This is a genomic window from Huijunlia imazamoxiresistens (assembly GCF_037132455.1).
In the GTDB taxonomy this organism is placed as follows: Bacteria; Bacteroidota; Bacteroidia; order Chitinophagales; family Chitinophagaceae; genus Flavisolibacter; species Flavisolibacter imazamoxiresistens.
On record NZ_JBBBEI010000004.1, the window covers coordinates 44,277 to 66,382 of the forward strand.

General features: G+C 57.5%; 17 protein-coding genes. 4 read left to right on the forward strand and 13 right to left on the reverse strand.

From position 1 onward, the window contains the following. Positions 1 to 384 precede the first annotated feature (384 nt). The 6 genes from V9K67_RS06050 to V9K67_RS06075 form a co-directional block, all read right to left on the reverse strand. Complete coding sequence (locus tag V9K67_RS06050; protein WP_336720802.1) at positions 385 to 3,696, reverse strand: protein O-mannosyl-transferase family; 3,312 nt, start codon at positions 3,694 to 3,696, stop codon at positions 385 to 387. Between the two features lie 275 nt (positions 3,697 to 3,971). Then, entirely contained in the window at positions 3,972 to 5,123 is a 1,152-nt protein-coding gene (locus V9K67_RS06055) for a sensor histidine kinase (protein WP_336720804.1), read from the reverse strand. Between the two features lie 280 nt (positions 5,124 to 5,403). Beyond that, positions 5,404 to 8,535: an efflux RND transporter permease subunit gene (locus V9K67_RS06060; RefSeq protein WP_336720805.1), complete on the reverse strand. Its 3,132-nt coding sequence runs from the start codon at positions 8,533 to 8,535 to the stop codon at positions 5,404 to 5,406. A 48-nt stretch (positions 8,536 to 8,583) separates the two neighbouring features. After that, entirely contained in the window at positions 8,584 to 9,645 is a 1,062-nt protein-coding gene (locus V9K67_RS06065; RefSeq protein ID WP_336720806.1) for an efflux RND transporter periplasmic adaptor subunit, read from the reverse strand. Between the two features lie 104 nt (positions 9,646 to 9,749). After that, a complete protein-coding gene (locus tag V9K67_RS06070; protein ID WP_336720809.1) occupies positions 9,750 to 11,078 on the reverse strand; it encodes a TolC family protein in 1,329 nt (442 codons plus the stop codon). Between the two features lie 65 nt (positions 11,079 to 11,143). Then, positions 11,144 to 11,611 carry a GbsR/MarR family transcriptional regulator gene (locus V9K67_RS06075; protein ID WP_336720811.1) on the reverse strand — a complete coding sequence of 156 codons (468 nt, stop codon included), beginning with the start codon at positions 11,609 to 11,611 and terminating at the stop codon, positions 11,144 to 11,146. 141 nt (positions 11,612 to 11,752) lie between these two features. Here V9K67_RS06075 and V9K67_RS06080 point away from each other — a divergent pair, with 141 nt between their 5' ends. Next, positions 11,753 to 12,925 carry a M20 metallopeptidase family protein gene (locus V9K67_RS06080; RefSeq protein WP_336720813.1) on the forward strand — a complete coding sequence of 391 codons (1,173 nt, stop codon included), beginning with the start codon at positions 11,753 to 11,755 and terminating at the stop codon, positions 12,923 to 12,925. 74 nt (positions 12,926 to 12,999) lie between these two features. Here V9K67_RS06080 and V9K67_RS06085 read toward each other — a convergent pair whose 3' ends face one another. The 5 genes from V9K67_RS06085 to V9K67_RS06105 form a co-directional block, all read right to left on the reverse strand. Next, the gene (locus V9K67_RS06085) at positions 13,000 to 13,464 is read right to left on the reverse strand and encodes a hypothetical protein (protein ID WP_336720815.1); all 465 of its coding nucleotides are present in this window, start codon (positions 13,462 to 13,464) and stop codon (positions 13,000 to 13,002) included. 196 nt (positions 13,465 to 13,660) lie between these two features. After that, complete coding sequence (locus tag V9K67_RS06090; protein WP_336720817.1) at positions 13,661 to 14,374, reverse strand: hypothetical protein; 714 nt, start codon at positions 14,372 to 14,374, stop codon at positions 13,661 to 13,663. Then, a complete protein-coding gene (locus tag V9K67_RS06095; protein WP_336720820.1) occupies positions 14,358 to 14,768 on the reverse strand; it encodes a GntR family transcriptional regulator in 411 nt (136 codons plus the stop codon). Before V9K67_RS06095 ends, V9K67_RS06090 begins: the two co-directional genes overlap by 17 nt. Before the next feature lie 57 nt (positions 14,769 to 14,825). Then, a complete protein-coding gene (locus V9K67_RS06100) occupies positions 14,826 to 15,659 on the reverse strand; it encodes a hypothetical protein (RefSeq protein WP_336720822.1) in 834 nt (277 codons plus the stop codon). Then, a complete protein-coding gene (locus tag V9K67_RS06105) occupies positions 15,643 to 16,503 on the reverse strand; it encodes an ABC transporter ATP-binding protein (protein WP_336720824.1) in 861 nt (286 codons plus the stop codon). The genes V9K67_RS06100 and V9K67_RS06105 overlap by 17 nt, the downstream gene beginning before the upstream one ends. A 222-nt stretch (positions 16,504 to 16,725) precedes the next feature. Between V9K67_RS06105 and V9K67_RS06110 the strand changes: the two genes are divergently transcribed. From V9K67_RS06110 to V9K67_RS06120, 3 genes are all read left to right on the forward strand, one after another. Further along, a complete protein-coding gene (locus V9K67_RS06110) occupies positions 16,726 to 18,996 on the forward strand; it encodes an NADP-dependent malic enzyme (RefSeq protein WP_336720826.1) in 2,271 nt (756 codons plus the stop codon). A gap of 121 nt (positions 18,997 to 19,117) precedes the next feature. Continuing rightward, positions 19,118 to 19,819 carry an MlaE family ABC transporter permease gene (locus V9K67_RS06115; protein ID WP_336720828.1) on the forward strand — a complete coding sequence of 234 codons (702 nt, stop codon included), beginning with the start codon at positions 19,118 to 19,120 and terminating at the stop codon, positions 19,817 to 19,819. A 37-nt stretch (positions 19,820 to 19,856) separates the two neighbouring features. Then, positions 19,857 to 20,717, forward strand: a complete 861-nt coding sequence (locus tag V9K67_RS06120; RefSeq protein WP_336720830.1) for an ABC transporter ATP-binding protein — start codon at positions 19,857 to 19,859, stop codon at positions 20,715 to 20,717. Positions 20,718 to 20,877: 160 nt separating this feature from the next. Here the strand turns inward: V9K67_RS06120 and V9K67_RS06125 are convergent, their stop codons facing one another. Both V9K67_RS06125 and V9K67_RS06130 read right to left on the reverse strand, forming a co-directional pair. After that, the gene (locus V9K67_RS06125) at positions 20,878 to 21,423 is read right to left on the reverse strand and encodes a c-type cytochrome (protein WP_336720831.1); all 546 of its coding nucleotides are present in this window, start codon (positions 21,421 to 21,423) and stop codon (positions 20,878 to 20,880) included. Between the two features lie 45 nt (positions 21,424 to 21,468). After that, the gene (locus V9K67_RS06130) at positions 21,469 to 21,912 is read right to left on the reverse strand and encodes a cupredoxin domain-containing protein (RefSeq protein ID WP_336720833.1); all 444 of its coding nucleotides are present in this window, start codon (positions 21,910 to 21,912) and stop codon (positions 21,469 to 21,471) included. Between the last annotated feature and the right edge of the window lie 194 nt (positions 21,913 to 22,106).

Consider the following 22,106-nt stretch of genomic DNA (forward strand, 5'->3'; position numbering starts at 1 on the left):
GGTCATTCCGATCTCGCCTGAGGCGAGATCGGAATCCCCTCGGGGCACGAAAAGCCTGTTGCAGAAACAGGAAAGCCCTCCTTCGAACAGAGCCGGTCCTTCGTTTCCGAGGGGATTCCTCACTGCGTTCGGAATGACAGCCCTATAGGTTGTCATCAGCTTTAGGATTGTTGCTTCGAATTGGGTCCTCGGGATGACAGCTTTCCTATGATGGATAGGCTGTTATAGTTCAGTATCTGGGACTTATTTTTTCAGATGCCTTTTCAAAATTTAGGTAAGGTATAGCTACATGGGGCGGGGGAGAGGTTTTACGCCCCACCATAATAAAAAGGCCGTCTCGTTCAAGCGAGACGGCCTTTTTATTTATCTTCTAAAAGAAACGTGTTACTGTTTGTTCACCGAATCCGCGGCGGGCTTTACCGCTTCGGGGTGTTCGGTGGGAACGGCAGGCTGGGTGTATTTCTTCTCCACCTGCTGGTACACCTGCAGCATCATGTCGTTGATCTGCGCTTCGGTGGCCATCGACTGGAACAGCTCGTCGCCCTCCGCCCGCAGGTAGTCGTAGTACTTCTTCTGGCTTTCCAGGTCCTTGCGGATGGCGGTGCTGATCTTCTGCGCCAGCTCCTTGTTGCCGGCCTTATAGGCGGCTTCCATGTAGATCAGGGCGCTCTGGTTGTGCGAATTGTACCGGCCGGCCATGGCATACGGCAGGTTCTCGGTGCTGATGCCGCTTTCCGACTTCTGCAGCAGGTTCAGGGCTTCCTGCTTGCGACCCGCATCGGCCATGTTGCCCGCCGCTTCCGCAAAAGTGGTACGGATGGACAGCAGGTGACGACGGTTCTCCTCATCGAAATAAGTGCCTTTCTTGTCGGCACCGCCAAAACGGAATTTCTCCATCATGTTCCGGTACATCACGTCCGTATTGTTGTCGCGGAGGGCCGTGCCGCCCAGGTGGTTTTCCCGGAGGGCCTTGTCCACTTCCCAGTTTTGCTGCGGGTAGGCGTTTTTCACCGGCGTCAGGCGGTAGGTGAGGCCGTCCTTACGCAGGTACTGGCCGAAGCCCAGCTCACCGAAGGGCGAGGTGAAATAAATGGGACGCTTCCAGTTGTTGGCCGCGATGATGTTCAGGATGATCAGGTCGGCGCGGGTCATGGCGTCGCCCACTTCAAAGGCAATGTTGCCGTAGATCGAGTCGGTGGGGTTGGCCAGGCCGCTCTTGCGGGCAAAGGCGGTATCCACGGGCACGGTAAAGCGTTTTACCGGGTAGGAGTTCACGTTCTCACCCTCACCGAGCACGTTCTTCATCACGTCGAACAGGGGATAGAAGGCTTCCTTGTTCACGCGCGGGTCTTCCTGGTAGCGGATGTATTCACGCTTGTGGCCTTCGATCTGGTCGGCCGTCCAGATCACGTCGATCGGCTCGCTCTGGTTCACCTTGTAGCGCAGCTGGTTGGCATACCAGTCGATGCCCAGCAGGCTGTAGTTGATGATGCGCAGGTCGGGACGTACGCCTTCCACTTCCTGGGCATACCAGAGGGGATACGTATCGTTATCGCCGAAGGTGAAGACGATGGCGTTGGGCGCGCAGCTTTCGAGGTAATTGCGGGCAATGTCGGGGGCCAGCGTCTTCTGGCTGCGGTCGTGGTCGTTCCATTCCTGGGCGGCCATCACCACGGGAGCGATGAGGCAGAGGGCAAAGGCCAGGCCGGTGGCGGCGGTGCCGCCTTCCTTGCCGGAAGCGGCCTTGACGCCGTAGTAGAACAGGGCCGTAACGGCGGCAAATACTGCAGTTCCCAGCAGCGAGCTGACAATGGCGCCGCTGGCGGTAGTGGTGGTATTACTCATCAGCAGCACCAGGAAGGCCGTGACGGAGCCGTAGGTCAGCACGTTTTTAAAGATTGCCTTGTCCTTTTGCTCGCGGGCCATGCGGACCAGGGCGGCTACTGCCAGGCCGATCCAGATGGCATAGGCGTAGAAGGAGCCTACATAGGCATAGTCGCGTTCGCGGGGCTGGTTGCCTGCCTGGTTCAGGTAGATCACGATGGCCAGGCCGGTAAAGAAGAACAGCAGGAAGGTGATGATCCAGTCGCGGCGGTTTTGTAGAAACTGGTACACGCAGCCGATCACGCCCAGGATAAAGGGCAGGAGGAACAGGCTGTTGTGTGCCTTGTTGACCTTCAGGCTGTCGGGCATCTGCGACTGGTCGCCGAGCCTTGCATTGTCGATGAAGGACAGGCCGGAGATCCAGTTGCCGTCGCGCTTGTTGCCAAAGCCCTGGACGTCGTTTTGCTTGCCGGCGAAGTTCCACATGAAGTAGCGCCAGTACATGAAGCCCATCTGGTAGGTTACGAACCACCGGATGTTATCGGCATAAGTGGGGTCGGCGTATTTTTTCTGGGGATCTTCCACCCTCGGAATTCCCAGCCACTCGGCATAGAAATCCTGGTGGTATTGGTCGTTGCTGCGGTCCCAAACGCGGGGGAACAGCATATAGTCGTCGCTCTTGTAGAGCACTTCCTGCTCGCGGCCGATGGGAATATACTGGTCCTTGCTCTTGGTATATTTCATATCGGAGGAGTCGAAGGCGATGTAGCCGGTGCTCTCGTCCACCTTGTATTCGGCCGAAAAGTGGGGGCCGAACAGGATCGGCTGCGAACCGTATTGTTCACGACCCAGGTAGTATACAAGGCTCATGGGGTTGTCGACGTTGTTCATGTCGATGGCCGGGTTGGCGCTGGAACGCTCCATGGTGGTGACATAAGTGGAATAGCCCATCATCATGAATATAAAGCACCAGAGGCCCAGGCGCAAAAACGACCAGCCGCGCTGCACGGCCACTTTCAGTCCCCACCATACCAGCACGGCCAGCAGGATGAAGAAGAAGACGAAGCCGGAGAAGAAGGGCAGGTTGAAGTTGTTGACGAACAGGATGTCGAACTTGCCGGCCAGCTTGATGGTGTACTGGATCACCGCCACCTGCACCACGCCGGTGATGACGCAGCCGATGATGAAGGCCCAGATGGCGCCTTTCTGGCTGTATTTGTAGCGCTTGTAATAATAGATCATTACAATGGCGGGGATTACCAGCAGGTTCAGCAGGTGGACGCCGATGGACAGGCCCATGGCAAAGAAGATGAAAACGATCCAGCGGTCGGCGCGGTTGCGGAGCACCACGTCTTTGCCGGCCAGGTCGTCGGCCCGCTCCCATTTGAGCATGGCCCAGAATACCAGGGCGGTGAAAAAGGACGACAGGGCGTACACCTCGCCTTCCACGGCGCTGTACCAGAAGGAGTCGCTGAAGGTATAGGCCAGGGCGCCCACCACGCCGGAGGCCATGATGGGGGCGGTGTGGCGGCTGTCCGGTTCTTCGATGCCGCCGACCATCAGCTTACGGGCGAAGTGGGTGATGGTCCAGAAAAGGAACAGGATGGTGAAGGAGGAGGCCAGGGCGCTCATGATGTTCACCGCCTTGGCCGCGGTTGCCGGGTTGTCGCCGAACAGGATGATGAAGAAGCGTCCGAGCAGTACAAACAGCGGGGCGCCGGGAGGGTGAGGAAGCTGCAGCTTGTAGGCGCTGGCCACAAACTCGCCGCAATCCCAGAAACTGCCGGACTTTTCCGCCGTCAGAATGTAGGTCAGGGAGGCAATCGCGAACACTACCCATCCGGTAATGTTGTTCACTTTTCTGAAGTTCATGTAAGGAAATATTTTTAAATCGTGGCAAAAATAGGGAAGCCTTCAAAATAGGTGGGAAAAAACCTCACCCGCCTCACCCCCGGGCCTCACCCCCGGCCCCTCTCCATGTGGAGAGGGGTGCCCAAACCAGAATTTTTCCTACAGGTAGGGCACAAAAAAAGCCTTCCTTAAAGGAAAAGCTTACAAATATAATAATGTGTACCTCTGTTCAAACCAGTAGGAAAAGACTGTGGTTGGGGCACCCCTCTCCAGATGGAGAGGGGACGGGGGTGAGGCTATTGTTTTACCGGCAGGCGGATGCAGAAGACGGCGCCCTGGCCGGCTTCGGCGGTGGCGGTGATCTCGCCGCGGTGGTTGGCCACGATCTTTTTGCACAGGGCCAGGCCGATGCCGGTGCCGCTGTAGGCGTCGGGACTGTTCAGCCGCTGGAATAATTTAAAGATGCGCCCGGAATGCTGGGCGTCGAAGCCGATGCCGTTGTCGGCGATGCGGATCTCCAGGAAATCGGAGCCCTCTTCCTCCTGCGTTTTGCGCAGGCAGGTGATGCGGATCTCCGGCGGAATACCCGGGCGGGAGAATTTAAGGGAGTTGTTCACCAGGTTATAAAACAGCTGGTTGATCTGCAGCGGGATGCCCTGGATGGGGGGCAGGGGATCGTGTTGGATGCGGGCGCCCTTCTGCTGGATCACCAGCTCCAGGTCTTCCTGCACATGGGAAAGCACTTCTTCCAGGTCCACGGTCACAAAGTCGTCTTCCGTATTGGTTTTGTGGGAGTAATGCAGCAGTCCCTTGATCAGGTTCATCATCCGTTCGGCCGACTCGCATACCTTCATCAGGTCGCCTTTGCCTTTTTCGGACAGCTGGTCCATGCTGGTGGCGCAGAGGCGGCTGGCGTAGGTCTGGATCTTGCGCAGCGGTTCCTGCAGGTCGTGGGAGGCGGCGTAGGCAAACTGTTCCAGGTCGGCGTTCAGCACCTCCAGGCGGTGGTGGGCTTCCTTCAGGCGTTTGTAGTCGGTAATGTCCACCAGCAGGTTGGAGGCGCCCTGGAGCTTGCCGTTGCGGTCGAAGATCGGCTGGGGATGGGGCAGCACGTTGCGGCGCAGGCCGTCGGGCCGTTCCACCACGATCTCTTCGCCCAGTACGGGCCGCTGTTCTTTCAGCGCAATGGCCATCGGGCAGGTGTCGAGGTCTACCGGGCTGCCGTCGGTCCGGTAAATGCGCCACGAGCCGCACCACAGGTCCTTGCCGATCTCGGGCTCCCTACCCCACAGCTGCACGGCCGCTTCGTTGTAAAACTGGATGTAACCCTGCGCATCGCAGGTATACAGGGCTGCCGGCAGGCTTTGCAGCAACTGCAGGTACGGCCCCGCACTTTCGAAGGAAAGGCCGGGAGGCAACGGTTGGGTACCTAAGCTATGCGGATTCATATACAAATAAAATTAAAGGGACACGGATGTCCAATATACAAAAATTTGCTCCTGTCTCACCACTAGCCGGGGCAATCTTTGACGATTACTCCGGGGCGGTCCCCTATCTGCATCAATTATGGTGCTAACCTGCTTGCGGATAAGGTAGCAGGTATCCCTAATGTTTCCACAAATTTTTCCACTCCCGGGGCGGCCCGATGAGCTGTTCGGCCTGAAGTCAAAAAGGCGGCCCGGAGGCCGCCCTTGAAAACAAAACCATACAACAACTATTTACGTTCCCTTAGCCGGCAACGGTGTGCCCGGGAGCCGGGGCTTTTTCTTTTTTGCCGACCCAGCCGTTCACCTTGTTTTTTGCCTTTTCGATGATCATGTACATTGAGGGCACCAGCACCAGGGTCAGCAGCAGCGAAGAGGAGAGGCCGCCGATAATCACCCAGGCCATGCCGTTCTTCACTTCGGCGCCGGCGCCGGAGGCCAGGGCGATGGGCAGCATGCCCACGATCATGGCGATGGTGGTCATCAGGATGGGCCGGAGACGTTCCTTGCCGGCCTCGATCAGGGCTTCTTTCAGCTCTTTGCCTTCCGCCTTCAGCTGGTTGGTAAAATCCACGATCAGGATCCCGTTCTTGGCCACAAGGCCCAGCAGCATGATAAGGCCTACGATGGCGAAGATGGTCAGCGATTCCATGCTCAGCGCCAGGGCCAGCAGGGCGCCGATGATGGCCACGGGAATGGAGAACAGCACCACGAAGGGGTACACCACGCTCTCGTACAGGGCCACCATGATCAGGTACACCAGCACGATCCCCAGCAGCATGGCCAGTCCCAAAGAGCCGAAGGCTTCTTTCTGGTTCTTGGCATCGCCCTGGAAGTCGAGCACCACGCCCTGGGGCATTTTTACGGTGGTGAGCTTTTTCTGGATGTCGGCCACGATGGTGCCCGAAGGGCGGCCCACGGCGGCGGAGGATACTTTAATGGTGTTCAGGCGGTCGGAGCGTTCCAGCACGGCCTGTCCCTGCACTTCCTTCACCTCGGCCACTTCACCCAGGCGAACGATGGCGCCCTTGCTGTTGCGGAGGGTGAGGGCCCGCACGCTTTCGGCGTTCTGGCGGTCGCTTTTTTCCAGGGTCAGGTTGATGGGGTATTCCTCGCCGCCCTCTTTGAACTTCGTCTGGTCGTTACCGCGGAAGGCCAGCTGCACGGCGGCACCCACTTCGGGGATGCTCAGGCCTTTCAGGGACACCCGTTCGCGGTCCAGCTCGATGGCGATCTCGGTCTTGGGGCTTTTGGTGCTGAACTCCACGTAGTCGGTACCGGGAGTCGCCTGCACGATGCTGCGCAGCTGCTGGGCGCCTTTCCAGATGGAGTCCCTATTGGTGCCTTTAACGGCAATCTGGATGGGGGCCTGGCCGGCGCCTACCAGGCCGGTGGGGAAAACGGAGATCTTTACCCCCGGGATTTTAGAGATTTCGTCGCGGATGAGGCTGCTGAAGTCGTCGGTGGAGACCTTCCGGTCTTTTTTATCTACGAGGGTCACGGTCAGCTCGGCCAGGTTGCTGGTCGCCGAACCGGTACCCATCTGGCCGCTCTGGGTGCCCACGCTGGAGAATACTTTCACCACCTCGGGTTTAGCCAGCAGGAGGTTTTCGGTTTGCTTCACCGCCTGGTTGGTCTGGTAGAGCGGGGTTTGCGCCGCCATTTCCATTTTGATGGTAAACTCGCCGCGGTCGCCGTTGCCGGCAAAGGCGGAGCCGATAAAGCCGGCCGGGATCAGGGCAAAAGAGCCGAACAGCAGCACCAGCACACCGCCCAGGATGTAGCGCTTGTGGCCCAGGGCCCAGGTGAGGATCGAGCCGTAGCCTTCCTTCAGGCTGTCGAGGAAGGCCTCGAACTTCAGGTTCAGGTTACCCCACAAAGATTTCTTGCTCAGCACTTCCAGCTTGCCCCAGCGGGAGGCCAGCAAAGGAGTCAGGGTAAAGGAAACGAACAGGCTCATGAGGGTAGAGAACACCACCACCAGCGAGAACTCGCGGAGGATGTTGCCGATCAGTCCGCCTGCCAGGGCCAGGGGTACAAATACCACCACGTCCACCAGGGTGATGGCCATGGCCGTAAAGCCGATTTCGTTGCGGCCTTCCAGCGAAGCGCGGCGCTTGTCCTTGCCCATTTCCATGTGGCGGTAAATATTTTCCAGCACCACGATGCTGTCGTCCACCAGGATACCCACCACCAGCGACAGGCCCATCAGCGTCATCAGGTTCAGCGAGAAGCCGAACACGTTCATCAGGATAAAGGTGGGGAGCATGGCCGAGGGGATGGCCACCAGCACGAACAGCGAGGAGCGGAGGCTGTGCAGGAAGAACAGCATCACCAGGCCCACGATGAACACGGCCAGGAACAGGTCGTGCGTTACCGCGTCGGCCGAGGCCAGGGTGTACACGCTCTGGTCGGCGGCGATCTGGTAGTCGAAGCCCGAGGAGGCGTACTGGGTTTTCAGCCCTTCGAGCTTTTCCTTGACGCCCTGGCTCACCTTCACGGCGTTGGCATCGGCCTGTTTGGAGATTTGTATGCCGATACCGGGCTGGCCGTTGATGCGGTTGATGGTGGAGGGCTCGGTCTGGCCGTCGGTCACCACGGCCACGTCGCGGAGCAGCACGCGGCTGCCGTCGGTGGCCTCGCGGATGATAAGGTTGCGCAGCTCTTCCACTTTGGCGGTTTTGGCGTCGAGGCGGATGGAGAAGCGGGTGCCCTGGGTTTCCACGCTGCCGGCAGGGTAGGAGGAGTTGGAGTTGGCCACCATGCTGTTGACCTGGGCGGAGGAAATGCCATAAGCCTGCAGCTTGTCGTTGTCCAGGGTCACCTGGATCTGGCGTTCGTTGCCGCCGATCAGCGTCACCATACCCACGCCTTCCACGTTTTGCAGCAGCGGCTTGATCTGGTTGTCCACCAGGTTATAGAGTTCCGGTTCGCTCAGCTTGCTGGTGGCGCTGACGCGGAGCACGGGCAGTTCGTCGGTATTGAACTTGCGCACCACGGGGTCGTCGGCGTCCTCGGGCAGCTGCGATTTAATTTCGTTGATCTTGCGTTCGGCATCGCGCTGGGCGTTGGTGACGCTGGCATTGGAGGTCAGTTGCACCGTTACCATCGACAGGCCTTCCTGGGAGGAGGAGGAGATGTTGTCCACCCCTTCGATGGCGGAGATGGCTTCTTCCACTTTTTTGGTAACGCTGTTCTGCACCTCGTCGGAGGAAGCGCCCCGGTACACGGTCTGCACCGAGATCACGTTGGCCTCGAACTTGGGCAGCAGGTTGTAGTCCAGGTTTTTATACGAGATCCATCCAAACAGCACCAGGGTTACGAAAATAACCGTGATGAGCAGGGGACGTTTTATAGAGAGTTCTGTTATTGACATTTGTCTTGGAGTTTACGAGTTTACGAGTTCGTTTGAGCGGCTTAATGCCTACTGCCCATTGATCTTTTTGATCTTGCTTCCTTCCACCAGGTTGATCTGTCCGCTGGTGACCACTTCGTCGCCTTCCCGGAGGCCGCCCAGCACTTCGATGTTTTCACCGAATTCGCGGCCGACGGTCAGCTTGCGGGTAGCGGCTTTGTCGCCGTTCACTACGTACACATAGGGGTTCTTGGTGCCTTCCACTAAAGCTATTTTGGGTACCTGCAGCACGTCGATGTCTTTTCCGAGGTCGAAGGCTACTTTGATATAGGTGCCGGCCTTCAGGGTGGCGGCGCTGTTGGCCACCGACAGCTCCACGCGGTAGTTGTGGTTCTCGTCGCCTACGGGGCTGATGAAGCTGACCTTACCCGTAAAGGTTTTGCCGGGGAAGACGTCGGTGGTGATGAGGGCGCTTTGTCCCTGCTTCAGGCTGTATACGTCCTTTTCGTTCACGAACACCACGGCTTTCAGGTTGTAGATGTCCACCACGGTGGCGATGGGGCTGCCGGGGGAAACGTATTCGCCGGCTTCGCCTTTTTTGTCCACCACCATGCCGCTGATGGGCGATTTGATGGCGCCTTCGCCGATCTGGTTGCGGATCTGTTCGGCCTTGATGCGGGCATTGTCGAAGGAGTGCTGGGCGTCCTTGATGCTCTGGGCGGTGCCGGCATTGCCTTCGTACAGTTCTTTATTGCGTTGCAGGTCGGCTTCGTACTTGGAAATAGCTTCCTGCGCTTCCTTTAAATTCAGTTGCTGCTGGCGGGTGTCGATGGCGCCCACTACCTGGCCGGCGCCTACGCGGGTGCCCAGCTCGACGCCCAGGCGGGAGATGCGCCCGGCGGTAGTGGCGGAAATGTCGGCCTGGCGGGAGGGGTCCAGCACGGCCGGCAGCTCCAGGTCGCCGGTTACCCGGGCCAGGGAGATTTTGGTAACCGATACGGCTACCGGTACCTGTGAGCGGTCGACCGTGACATTGCGGGCGTCGATCACTTTTTTATTGCGGATCAGGGCAAAAGCCGTCAGGGCGATGAGCGCAGCAGCGATGGCGATAAGCGATATTCTTTTTTTCATGTTGTATTGTTATGGGTCGGTGGTCTTTGGTCAATGGTCAATGGACATGGGTCATTCGTTCTGTAGTTCACTAACTCAGGAACTCAGAAACTCAGGAACTCTTTTTACAGTTGATTGATAAACTCCTGGAGGGTGCCTTTTGCTTTCTCGTACTCCAGCCGGGAGGATACCAGGTTGAGCAGGGAGGTCATGTAGTTGGACTGGGCCTCCCGGTACGAGAAGTCGGCGTTCAGCAGGTCGGACATCGTGGAGACGCCTTTGCTGTATTCGAACTGGCTGGTTTCGTACACGCTTTTGGCCAGCTCCATGTTGTTGCGGTTGATCAGCAGGTTGCTGGTGCTTTCCTGCAGCTGGCGGCCGGCGTTCTGGGATTCCAGCTCGAGGTTCTGCTCGCTCAGCTTCAGGTTCTGGCGGGCATTTTCCAGTTCCAGGCGGCTTTGCTTCAGCTGGCTTTCGCGGCGGCGGCTGCTGAAGATGGGGATGTTCAGCTTTAGACCGATGGCCGAGTAGTCGTTCCAGTCGGTCAGGGCTTTGCCCAGCTCGTTGCCGAAGGCTTGTCCGCCGTAGCGGGCATAGGCCGATACGGTGGGCAGGTAGGCAGCCTGCTTGCGCTTCACGTCGATCTCCTGCAGCAGGATGTTTTGTTGGGCCAGCTGGTAGTCGGTCCGTCCCTGCACGCCGGCGGCGGGGGGCAGCGACTGGTAGTTTCTAAAGTCCAGCGAGTCTTCCACTACGATTTGGTCGGACAGGGGCAGGCCCATGGCGTTCTTCAGCGAGTTATAGGCCACGTCCATGCCGCTTTGCACAGCTTTCTTCTGGGCGGAGATGTTGTTGAGGTTTACCTGGACGCGGTCGAGGTCCACCTTTTTGGCCACGCCTTTATCGAAGCGGAATTTGGTGATATTATAGAGGTCTTTGTATTGCTTTTCATTGGTGTCGAGCAGCTTTTGCTGTTCCTTCAAAATAAGGATCTGGGCATAGGCGGTGGAGGTGCGGAAGACCAGGTCCTCGTCGTTTTGCTTTTTGTTGAGTTCAGCGATTTTCTGGTTGGGGCCAGCCGCTTTCAGGCCGTACAGCAGGCTTTGGTCGTACAGGGTCTGGTCCAGCTGCAGGTTGGCCATGCTGTTGTATTTGTTGCCCATCTGCACCTTGATGTCGCCGGGAGCGCCGAAGATGGCACCCGGCAGTACGGTGGACTGGCGCTTGATGTTGTCGTCCACGGTGGCCGAAGCACTGACCTGGGGCAGGTAGGCAGACAGGGCTTCGCGGGCCTGCTGGCGGGCGATCTCCTGCTGGTTGCCCATGATGCGGTTGCTGCCGTGGTGCTCCAGGCTATAGTGTATGGCCTCCTTCAGGCTGATGGGCTTTTGGGCAAAGGCGCCGCCGGCGGCCAGCAACAGGGTGAAGAGGGGGAGGAGTCGTTGGCGGATCATAGTTTTTCTTGTTCTTAAAGTTTTATTTAGTTCTTAACAAACAGAACCAATCGGGGCAAAAAAAATTAATTTTTACGGGCCTTCCATTTTTCGAACAGCAGCGGCAGCTCCTGTTTCATAAAGTCGAGCAGGTCAATCACCTCCAGCAGGCTTTTATTAAATTCGACGGTTTCAGCCGGCCGCTGCTCCACCACTTTTTTCAGCAGGGAGTTAAACGTATCCATGCCGCTCAGGTGCTTTTCCACCGCGCTTTGCAGGCCCTGGATCTTGCAGCGGAAGTAGCGCTTGCGCTCGCCGGGACGGGTCAGGTACTCGATCCGGTCGGTGCTGAGCAGGTAGTTCAGGGCATTGCTCACCGCGCTCTTGCTCATTTGAAGGGTTTCATATATTTCCTCGAAGGTCAGCTCGGTCGTATCCGATACCAGCAGCAGCGCCAGGATGCGGGCGCAGGCAGGCGACAGGCCGCTTTGCTCGTACAGCACGCCCAGCTCTTCGATCATGTTTAACTTGGTTTCCGTCAGTGGTTGGGTCATAGGTGAAATTTCGAGGCACAAATATAGCTTAGTTTTTCTGGTTCTGTAAAAGGAGAACCAAAGAAAATGTTAAAGGCTTTGCGCCCTTCCTTTTCCCCACCCGCTTCATACTATTTTCCATCCGCTATTTTTGCACCTTCTATGTTGGAAAAAATAAAGGAACTAGCCCGCTTATATGCACCTGAGTTCATCGGGGTCCGCCGCCACCTGCATGCCCATCCCGAGCTCAGCTACAAGGAATTCGAAACCTCGAAGTTCGTACAGCAGCAGCTGGCCGCCTACGGGATCCCTTTTGAAGTAAAGTCCACCACCGGCGTGGTAGGGCTGATCGAGGGCCGCAACCCGGCTTCCCGCATCGTGGCCCTGCGTGCCGACATGGACGCCCTGCCCATAACTGAACAGAACGATATTGAGTATAAGTCGCAGCAGCCCGGCGTGATGCATGCCTGCGGCCACGACGTGCACACCACCTGCCTGCTGGGGGCGGCCCGCATCCTGTCCGAGACCCGCCACGAGTGGGAGGGGACCGTCAAGCTGATCTTCCAGCCGGGCGAGGAAAAGAACCCCGGCGGCGCCAGCCTGCTGATCAGGGAAGGGGTGCTGGAGAACCCTAAGCCCCAGTCCATCTTCGCCTTGCACGTGAACCCGCAGCTGGAGGTGGGCAACGTCAGCTTCCGCGCCGGCAAGGTGATGGCCTCCGCCGACGAACTGTATTTTACCATCAAGGCCCGGGGCGGCCATGCCGCCACGCCCCATATGACGGCCGATCCCATCCTTATTGCGTCGCACCTGGTGGTGAGCTTGCAGCAGGTCATCAGCCGCAACGTGAATCCCTTTTCGCCTTCGGTCTTGTCCATCACCTCCTTCCAGGGCGGTTTTACCACCAACGTTATTCCCACGGAAGTAAAGCTGATGGGTACCTTCCGGGCCATGGACGAGGAGTGGCGGGCAAAAGCGCACGACCTTATCCGCAAACAAGCCTCCGAGCTGGTGGAGGCCATGGGTGCGGAGGCCGACGTGCACGTGGACGTGGGTTATCCCTGTGTCTATAATAATGAAAGCCTGCACGAGAAGGCCCGCGGCATTGCCGAGGAGCTGATGGGGGCCGAAAGGGTACAGGAAACCGAGATGCGCATGGGGGCCGAGGACTTTGGCTATTACTCGCAGCAGATCCCCGGCTGCTTTTTTCGCCTGGGCACGGCCAACAAGGCCAAAGGAATTACGGCCGGCGTGCATACCCCCCTGTTCAATATAGATGAAGCGGCCATCGAGATCGGCATCGGCATGATGGCGGCCTTCGGGGCAAAAGGATAACCAGAATATGTTTCCAAAAAGAGGCTGCCTCCATTGCCGGGGGGCAGCCTTTTTTTATAGGTTTCCCGGTGCTCCTATCCCTTTTGTTGCAGGCACCATTGGGGCGGGGCCATGGTGGTGGATTCCTCCAGGTCGTTCAGCTTTTCGGCCAGGGCTTTTTTGCCGGGAACGATCTCGTCGCGGCCCAGGGTTTTGGCTTCCTGGTAGCGGTTGGCCAGCGCCTGGTAGCGCTTGCCGGTTTTGAGGGCGTCTTCGTACAGGGCATCCAGCTTGAACCGCTTGTCCGCCGCCAGGGCGATGCCCGAAACGAACAGGATGCCCGTGCACAGGGTTTTCCAGTTGTTCTTGTTAATAATGCCCAGGTCCAGTAATATGGTGCTGCCGGTGAGCAGGGGCAGCACGGCGGAGAAAAAGATCACCAGGTAGCGCAGGGGGCGCAGCAGGCCCAGCCATTTGTCGTAGGCCTTTTTCCGGGCCAGGCATTCCTGGTACTTGCTGTCGAAATAGGTTTTGATCTCCTGGTATTGAAGGTCGTCCATAGCGTGGTTTTTGGTGCGTGATACCTGTTGCGCTGATGGTTTTCGTACCGGATTAGCCTTTCAGGGGGGGCGTTGCCGCCTCTAAATTTACTATATATAAATAAAATGCATTTCTGGGGGCAGGATAGTAAAAAAGCCCAACCCCTTGCCGTCGCTTTTGACAGGGGTTGGGCTGGGCCCGGCAGGTGGGTTTCGGTTACCGGGCTGCCCGAATTTTATGCAGGTTCTTTCCCGACAGCAAGGCCCTGGAGGAACTGTCCGCCTCCAGGATAAAGGCGCCGGCTGAAAGGCCTTCATCGTGCAGTTCGGATGCCTGCAGCCGTACGTCGAGCCTTTTCAGCGTTACCGGGTTCAGCCGCAGGGAGGACTGATTCCGCGCTACGATGTTCAGGGTGTCGAAACGGTACGGCCGGATGACATGTTTGGGGAGTACCCCGAAGTTCAGCTGTGCGCTGTCTAAATACAGGTTCAGGGAGCCCGCTTCCAGCGTATCGGTAGTGTGCACCTGGCTGGTAGCCAGGTAAACGGTGGCCCGATTGACGGTCAGGCCTGTTTTGCCGGAAAGGTGCAGGTTGACATCGGAATACTGGCGGAACTCGCCCTGCTCAATGGCAGTCAATACCAATGTGTCGCCCCTTCTTTCTATTTTGAATTTGCCGGCTTCATCCTTAGGATAAGCCAGGCGTGGGTAGGGATCCTTTTTATCGGTCTCCACGCGGACAAACATGTTGTTTGCCTGGATATGGGTGATGTTATCCAGTGGGTAGGTCTGCATAATCAGCTGCTTATCGGGGCCCGTTTTCTTAAAATGGCCGCTGCGAAAGCGTGCATAAACAGCAAGAAACATCGTGGACAGCAGCAGGAGGGACGTCAGAAAAGCCCCCAGTAAAATTTTATTGCTTGTTTTCATGTGTCGTTTGGTTTAATGATGCCTCAGGAAAATGCTCCTGTTTGTATTTTTCATACAGGGGTTCCAGCTCGCCCATGTCAATGCCCAGCAGGAACAGGCTGCGGAACAGCCCCGGCAGGTCGTTCTCCAAAAACTCGGTTTTGCGGTAGGCCCGCACTTTCTTTACGCCATCGGGAGCAACGAAGTAGCCGATGCCCCGCTGGTTGTAGATGATCCCCTGCTGCTGCAGGAACTCGTAGGTGCGCATGACCGTATTGGGATTGACTTCCAGCTGCGCCGCCAGTTCGCGGACGGAAGGGATCCGTTCCTCGGTGGCCCACTGCTGCAGCAGGATGCGTTCGCAGATGTGATCCGCTATCTGTAAATAAATGGAACTCGATTCCCGGAATTGCATAATAAAAAGGTTTTGATCAATACTTCATATCTCTTACTTCTTACCTCGTACCTGCCTTTACACTTCTTTTTCCCTGAGCCGGTAATAAGTGGTGATCCAGAAAACGGGGGCGATGGCATATTTCAGCAAGCTTGCGAACACCTCCCCGATCCACTTCGGCAACTGCACTTCCGTGGCCTTGTCATATTTAAAGATTAGGTAGGTGGAAAAGTTGTCCGTAAAACCACCCGGCAGCAGGCGCTCGGTAAACCAGTTGACCAACAGCCCCACCACCAGCGCGGTAAGAAACAGGGCGATCACCGTTTTGATGAAGCTGTACCTGGGAAAATACACCGACCCAAGAAGAAAGGCGGACTGGACGGCAATAAAGGCCAGGTAGAAGTAGATAAAGAAGTTCGGTTGGTTGCCGTGGCGGTTGGGTGCCACCCACACGTTGGCCACCTCTGCCGCCCTGGGTATGTTCCCTGCAGTCAGCTTGCCGCTGTAATAAGGGTGCAGCGTTCCCACCAGGGTAACATAGGCGGTATCGACCAGGTAAAAAGTGGCGGTGAATGCCACAAAGAACAAGGGCAGCGCATAAAACAGGCTGCACAGCAGCTTTTCGGGCAGCGAGGCCGGCGTCATCAGGTAACTGATAGCCCGGGGTTTTGTTGCCAGCTCGCCGAAGTGCTGGCTGGCGTAAAGGGCGCCGCCCAGGAACAGGCAGAAAAAGTAGGTTACCTGCTGCAGCTCGGGGTCCACGGGAATGCGGCGGGTCGTGGCCAGGAACAGGCACCAGAGCGACAGCAGGCCGGCGTAGGCGCCCAGGGACAACAGGTATTTTTTTCGGTTCTCCGCCCAGTGCCGGCCGACCAGCAGGGAAAAACGGTGAAAGCTAAATACGGGATGCATGCAGTTGGTTTGAAGGTTCGAAATGGGTTTTTACTTTCTGGCTGTTGGTGACGATGGCCTTGTACAGCAGCTCGAGGTCGATCTTCGTTTCGTCGCCGCTCTCATTGGGCGCAACGATCACGTTGCCTTTCAGCGACTGCTCGGCATACAGGGCGTCCTGCAGGTCGGCAGGATCATAGGAGTGGCGGAACGACAACTGCCGCGTAATCGTTTCCACGTCCTCATCGAAAAGAATTTTCCCTTCGTCGATGACCGTTACCCGGTCGATCAGGTTTTCGAGGTCCTTGACCTGGTGGGTGGAAATGACCATGCAGCGGTCTTCGTCGAGCGACTGGGCCAGCACTTTGCGGAACTGGCTCTTGCTGAGGATGTCGAGGCCGTTGGTGGGCTCGTCCATCAGCAGGTAGCGGGCATTGGTGGCCAGGGCAAAGGAGATGAGCACCTTTTTCTTCTGCCCGTAGCTCATGGCCTGCAGCGTGGCGCCGGAAGGAATGTCAAAGGCGGCACGGAAGCTTTCGAACTGCACCCGGTCGAACTTTTGGTAAAAAGGGGCCGTGTCCTTCAAAAACCGGTCAATAGAAACGTCGGGCAGGTGAAATTCTTCGGGTACCAGGAAAATGTCCTGCAACAAGCCGGGCTCCCGGCGGGTAGGTGCCTGGCCATCCACCCGGATCGTGCCTTTGCCGGGGTACAACAGGCCGGCGATGCTGCGCAGCAGGGTGCTCTTGCCCGCCCCGTTCTTCCCCAGCAGGCCGTACACATGGCCGGGGGTGAAGCGGAGACTCAGCCCTTCGAACACGGGCTTCTTCTTGTAGCGAAAACAAAGGTCCTCAATCTGGATCATAAGCTATCGTTTTAGTGTACTAGGTATGTAGTACACCGCTAAGATAGGAGGGCTTTGGTGAAAAACAAAAAAATTTGAGGTATTGGTTAATTGGTTCATTGGGGTATTAGGGGTTGCCTGTAGGGGAAAACGTTTCCAACGGGAAAGCCCAATATCCCAATTAACCAATTAACCAATACCTCAATTCACTAAATTGCCCTGCCTTCACGCTAAAAAATACGTATGCAGAAAGATCTACGCAAACAGGACGCCCTGAACTACCATGCCATGGGACGGCCCGGAAAAATAGAAGTCGTGCCCACCAAGGAAGCCAAAACCCAGCGCGACCTGTCGCTGGCGTATTCCCCCGGGGTGGCCGAACCCTGCCTCGAAATCGCCGCCAACAAGGAAAACGTGTATAAATACACCGCCAAGGGCAACCTGGTGGCGGTGATCTCCAACGGCACCGCCGTGCTGGGACTGGGCGATATCGGTCCCGAGGCCGGCAAGCCGGTGATGGAAGGAAAGGGCGTGCTGTTCAAGATCTTTGCCGACATCGACGTGTTCGACATCGAGATCAACGAAATCGACCCCACCCGCTTCGTGCAGATCGTCAAAGCCCTTGAGCCCACCTTCGGCGGCATCAACCTCGAGGACATCAAGGCGCCGGAATGCTTTGCCATCGAGCGCGACCTGCGCCAGCAGCTTTCCATCCCCGTCATGCACGACGACCAGCACGGCACCGCCATCATCAGCGGCGCGGCCCTGCTCAACGCCCTGCAGCTGCAAAAGAAAAAGATCGAGGCCGTGCGCTTCGTCATCAACGGCGCCGGCGCGGCCGCCATGGCCTGCATCCGCCTGTACGTGGCCCTGGGTGCCCGGCCCGAAAACTTTAATGTTTTTGATATCAAGGGCGCCCTCCACCGCCAACGCGACGACCTCGAAGAGTTCAAGCTGCCCTTCGCCAACGCCCGTCCCGGCAGCACCCTGGCCGACGCCCTCCAGGGGGCCGATGTCTTCGTGGGCCTGAGCGTAGGCAACGTGGTTACCCCCGACATGATCCGGAGCATGGCCCCCCGCCCCATCGTCTTTGCGATGGCCAACCCCAACCCCGAGATCGGCTGGACCGAGGCCACCTCGGCCCGCGAGGACATCATCATGGCCACCGGCCGCAGCGATTATCCCAACCAGGTGAACAACGTGCTGGGCTTTCCCTACATTTTTCGCGGCGCTCTCGACGTGCGGGCCACCCAGATCAACGAGGAGATGAAGCTCGCCGCCGTGCATGCCCTGGCCCAACTGGCGCAAACCCCCGTTCCCGACATCGTGAACCTGGCCTATAATACCACCACCATCACCTTCGGCCCCGGCTATATCATTCCCAAGCCGCTCGATCCCCGCCTGCTGGCTACCGTGGCCCCGGCCGTGGCCCGTGCCGCCATGGAAAGCGGCGTGGCCCTGCAGCCCATCGACGACTGGGAGGGCTACAAAAACGAGCTGAACCGGCGCCTGGGCCTCGACAACCAGGTGATGCGGGTGCTGGGCAGCAAGGCCCGCCGCGACCCGAAGCGGATCGTCTTTGCCGAAGCCGACAACGCCAAGATCCTCAAGGCGGCCCAGATCGTGTTCGAGGAAGGCATCGGCCTCCCCATCCTGCTGGGCGATGAAACAGCCATCCACCACATTGCCCGGGCCAACGGCCTCGACATCGAAGGCCTGCCGATCCTGGACCCCCGCAGCGACGCCATGGCGGAAAAGCGAAAAATTTACGGCGAGGCGTTTTTTCAAAAGCGGGGACGGAGGGGCTACAACTTCCACGAAGCCAAAAAGGTCATTGCCGACCGCAACCATTTCGGCTGCATGATGGTGGAAATGGGCGACGCCGACGCCATGATCTCGGGCCTGACCAAGAACTATCCCAACACCATCCGGCCGGCCCTTCAAATCATAGGCACCGAAAGCGGGGTGGAAAAGATTGCCGGCATGTACCTGATGCTGACCAAGAAGGGCCCCCTGTTCCTGGCCGATACCACGGTGAACTTCAATCCCACGGCCGAAGAGCTGGCGGAGATCACCCTGATGGTGGCCCGCGAGGTGGGGCATTTTAACATTACGCCCCGCATTGCCATGCTCAGCTACTCCAACTTCGGCAGCAGCGCTTCGCCGGAGGCCCAGCTGGTGGCCGAAGCCCGCCGCCTGGTGAAGGAGCGCATGCCGTCGCTGATCGTGGACGGGGAAATGCAGGCTGCCGTGGCCTTCAACAACGAGCTGCTGCGGGAGAACTATCCCTTCAGCGAGCTGGTGGACAAGGACGTCAATACGCTGATCTTCCCGAACCTGTCGTCGGGCAACATTGCCTATAATTTATTGAACGCCCTGGGCGCCGCCGACGCTATTGGTCCGATTTTATTGGGCTTAAAGAAACCCGTGCATATCTTGCAGCTCGGCAGTTCGGTGCGCAACATCGTCAATATGGCCACGATCGCTGTAGTTGATGCGCAGTTGAAGAGCTAAAACAAGTTCCGGGTTCACGAGTTCACGAGTTGTTTGCCGGTGACCAATGTCCCATGTCCATTGACGATTTAACGCGATACACACTATGACTATATTAAGCGAAGTAGGCAAATATGTTCTGATGTTAACCGGGATGTTCTCCAAGCCGGAGAACTGGCGGATGTACTGGAAGGAATTCATGCACCAGTGTTCCGAGATCGGCGTGGGCTCGCTGGGCATCGTGGTGCTGATCTCCTTTTTCATCGGCGCGGTATCCACGGTACAGACCGCCTACCAGATGGTCAGCCCCCTGATCCCGCTCTCCACCATTTCCCAGATCGTCCGCGATACGGTGATCCTGGAGTTTGCCCCTACGCTGGTTTCCATTGTGCTGGCCGGGGTGGTGGGCAGTAAGATCGCCGGCGAGCTGGGCAACATGCGGGTGTCGGAGCAGATCGACGCCCTGGAGATCATGGGCATCAATTCCAAAGCCTACCTGGTAATGCCGAAGGTGCTGGCGGCGATGATCGTCATCCCGATGCTGATCGTTCTTGCCATGGTGCTGGGCATTGCGGGCGGCCGGCTGGCCGGCACGCTTTCGGGCATCATCCCCGGCGACGTGTTCGACAAAGGCCTAAGGGAGGCCTTCCTGCCCTACAACGTCTTTTTCTCGCTGGTGAAGGCCTACACCTTTGCTTTCCTGATCTCCAGCATTCCGGCCTATTTCGGTTACCACGTGGTGGGCGGGGCCCTCGAGATCGGCCGCGCCAGCACCAAGGCCGTGGTGGTGACCTGTATCATGATCCTGTTGTTCGACTACGTGCTGTCGGCCCTGCTGCTGTAAGGCCGCCCGGACAACTCACTTTTAAAGCATTGCATCCATGATCGAGATAAGGAATTTAAAGAAAGCCTTCAACGGCAAAACGGTGCTCAACGATGTCAACGTGGAGATGAAAGCAGGCCAGTGCAACCTGATCATTGGAAGCAGCGGCAGCGGCAAGACCGTTTTCATGAAGTGCATGGTGGGCCTGTTCCGGCCCGACAGCGGCGACATCCTTTATGGCGGACAGAATTTTACGGAAATGTCCATCGAGCAGAAAAAAGAGGTCCGCAAGGAGATCGGCATGCTGTTCCAGGGCTCGGCCCTGTTCAGCAGTATGACCGTGGAGGAAAATATCCTCTTCCCGCTGGACATGTTTACCCGCGATACGCGCCGCAAAAAGATGGAGCGGGTGAATGCCGTGCTGGACCGGGTGAACCTGAAAGGCAGCAACAAAAAATTTCCCGGCGAGCTCAGTGGCGGTATGATGAAGCGGGTAGGCATTGCCCGGGCCATCGTGCTGAACCCGAAATACCTGTTCGTGGACGAACCCAACTCGGGCCTCGACCCGCAGACCTCGGGCCTGATCGACGAGCTGATCCTCGACATCACCCGGGAGTACAATATTACCACCGTCATCAATACCCATGACATGAACAGCGTGATGGAGATCGGCGACCATATCGTTTACATGTACCAGGGCCACAAGGAGTGGGAGGGCAACAAGAACGAGATCATTTTCAGCAAGAACGAACGGCTGAACGACTTCATCTTCGCCTCCGACTTTTTGAAAGACGCCAAGGACATGCGCATGCTGGAGGAAACCGGCAAGATATCCAACAACCGCAACATGCACGAAATGACCCACAAGGACGCCCCGTCCCTGGGCCCCTGCCCGGATGATACGCCGGAGGATAAATAGGGGATTGGTTCATTGGTTCATTGGATTATTGGGCCTTGACAGCTGAAATAGCTTTTCGGCTTATTTATTCCCTTCACCTATACTTTAAAGCCCCGCGGATACGCGGGGCTTTCGTTATGAAAGAACAAGCAGGCAACGGTTAGGGATAGGCGTAAGACCTTTAGACGACTTCTATGGCTTTCTCTTCCAGCGATTTTCTTCTCAGTTCCTTTACCTTTTTGAGGAATACCAGCGATACGCCCAGCATGGACAGCAGGATCAGCAGGGTGGTGAACAGGCCGGGGTTTTCGGCCGGGGAAAACAGCTGCAGCGCTGATGTTGAGGCTTTGGGCGCTTCGGCTGCAGGGGCGGCGGCCACGGCGCTGCTTTCTTCCTTGATGTATTCCACGACGCTTTTGATGTTGTCGTCGGTCAGGTCCGGGTGGTCGGGCATCTGTACCTTGTTGAACTGGTTGAACAGGGCGACGGCTGCCGCATCGCCGCCCTTGATCACTTTCTGCGACGAGTGCACGAAGTTGATGATCCATTCGATGCTGTGCCGCTTGTCCACACCCGCCAGGGCCGGACCGGTCAATTGTTTATGGATGCTGTGGCAGCCGGCGCAACGCGAGCTGAAGATCGCTTTTCCTTCCTCTGCCGGCGGCGCAGCCAACAGGGCGGTGACGGAACAGAGGGCAAGCAGGAGCGCAAAGAACTTCGTTTTCATTTTTTCGTTTTTATTATCCTTGATGAATGGAGTTACAGGGATCTGTTATTTCACCACCACCCGGGCCTGCATCATCGTATGGCCTTTTCCGCAGTACTCCTGGCAGGTGATCGGGTACACCCCGGGCTTGTCGAAGGTGGCGGACGCCTTATTGACCGTGCCGGCCACCACCAGCATGCTGATGCCCTTTTGGGGAATGTTGAAGCCGTGCACCAGGTCGTCCGATTTTACAAAAAAGTCCACCTTGCTGCCGGCCGGCACCTCGATCACCGCCGGTGCGAACTGCCACATGCGGGCGATGGCAAATACCCGGTAGGAGCCGTCCTCCACCCGGATCTGGCCGGGCTGCCTGATGGTCATGCTGCCGGGAAAGGCCGCCGGGTCCAGCGTCTTCATGTTTTGGGCAAACAGCACCGAAAACACCAGCAGGGCCACCACCAGGACCGCAATAGCCAGACTTGTATGTTCCGATTTCCTGTTAACCGACATAGAGCTCTTTTTTTAAGGGAGCGGCGGGCGGACCAACCGGCCTCCGCTGCACGTTTTCGGGGTCAAAACTAGAAGGAGGCCGGGGCGCCGGAAATGACCTGCGAAAAGGATCGGGATGATTTTAATCAGTTTTTCTGCCGGTTATGAAAGTCAGTTTTGCGCCTGACGGCGGTCAGTATCCGGGTAGAAGTATC

Coding starts and splice junctions, on each gene's coding strand:
- V9K67_RS06050 (WP_336720802.1), bottom strand. CDS start 3,696: ATGAACTTCAGAAAAGTGAACAACATTACCGGATGGGTAGTGTTCGCG.
- V9K67_RS06055 (WP_336720804.1), bottom strand. CDS start 5,123: ATGAATCCGCATAGCTTAGGTACCCAACCGTTGCCTCCCGGCCTTTCC.
- V9K67_RS06060 (WP_336720805.1), bottom strand. CDS start 8,535: ATGTCAATAACAGAACTCTCTATAAAACGTCCCCTGCTCATCACGGTT.
- V9K67_RS06065 (WP_336720806.1), bottom strand. CDS start 9,645: ATGAAAAAAAGAATATCGCTTATCGCCATCGCTGCTGCGCTCATCGCC.
- V9K67_RS06070 (WP_336720809.1), bottom strand. CDS start 11,078: ATGATCCGCCAACGACTCCTCCCCCTCTTCACCCTGTTGCTGGCCGCC.
- V9K67_RS06075 (WP_336720811.1), bottom strand. CDS start 11,611: ATGACCCAACCACTGACGGAAACCAAGTTAAACATGATCGAAGAGCTG.
- V9K67_RS06080 (WP_336720813.1), top strand. CDS start 11,753: ATGTTGGAAAAAATAAAGGAACTAGCCCGCTTATATGCACCTGAGTTC.
- V9K67_RS06085 (WP_336720815.1), bottom strand. CDS start 13,464: ATGGACGACCTTCAATACCAGGAGATCAAAACCTATTTCGACAGCAAG.
- V9K67_RS06090 (WP_336720817.1), bottom strand. CDS start 14,374: ATGAAAACAAGCAATAAAATTTTACTGGGGGCTTTTCTGACGTCCCTC.
- V9K67_RS06095 (WP_336720820.1), bottom strand. CDS start 14,768: ATGCAATTCCGGGAATCGAGTTCCATTTATTTACAGATAGCGGATCAC.
- V9K67_RS06100 (WP_336720822.1), bottom strand. CDS start 15,659: ATGCATCCCGTATTTAGCTTTCACCGTTTTTCCCTGCTGGTCGGCCGG.
- V9K67_RS06105 (WP_336720824.1), bottom strand. CDS start 16,503: ATGATCCAGATTGAGGACCTTTGTTTTCGCTACAAGAAGAAGCCCGTG.
- V9K67_RS06110 (WP_336720826.1), top strand. CDS start 16,726: ATGCAGAAAGATCTACGCAAACAGGACGCCCTGAACTACCATGCCATG.
- V9K67_RS06115 (WP_336720828.1), top strand. CDS start 19,118: ATGTTAACCGGGATGTTCTCCAAGCCGGAGAACTGGCGGATGTACTGG.
- V9K67_RS06120 (WP_336720830.1), top strand. CDS start 19,857: ATGATCGAGATAAGGAATTTAAAGAAAGCCTTCAACGGCAAAACGGTG.
- V9K67_RS06125 (WP_336720831.1), bottom strand. CDS start 21,423: ATGAAAACGAAGTTCTTTGCGCTCCTGCTTGCCCTCTGTTCCGTCACC.
- V9K67_RS06130 (WP_336720833.1), bottom strand. CDS start 21,912: ATGTCGGTTAACAGGAAATCGGAACATACAAGTCTGGCTATTGCGGTC.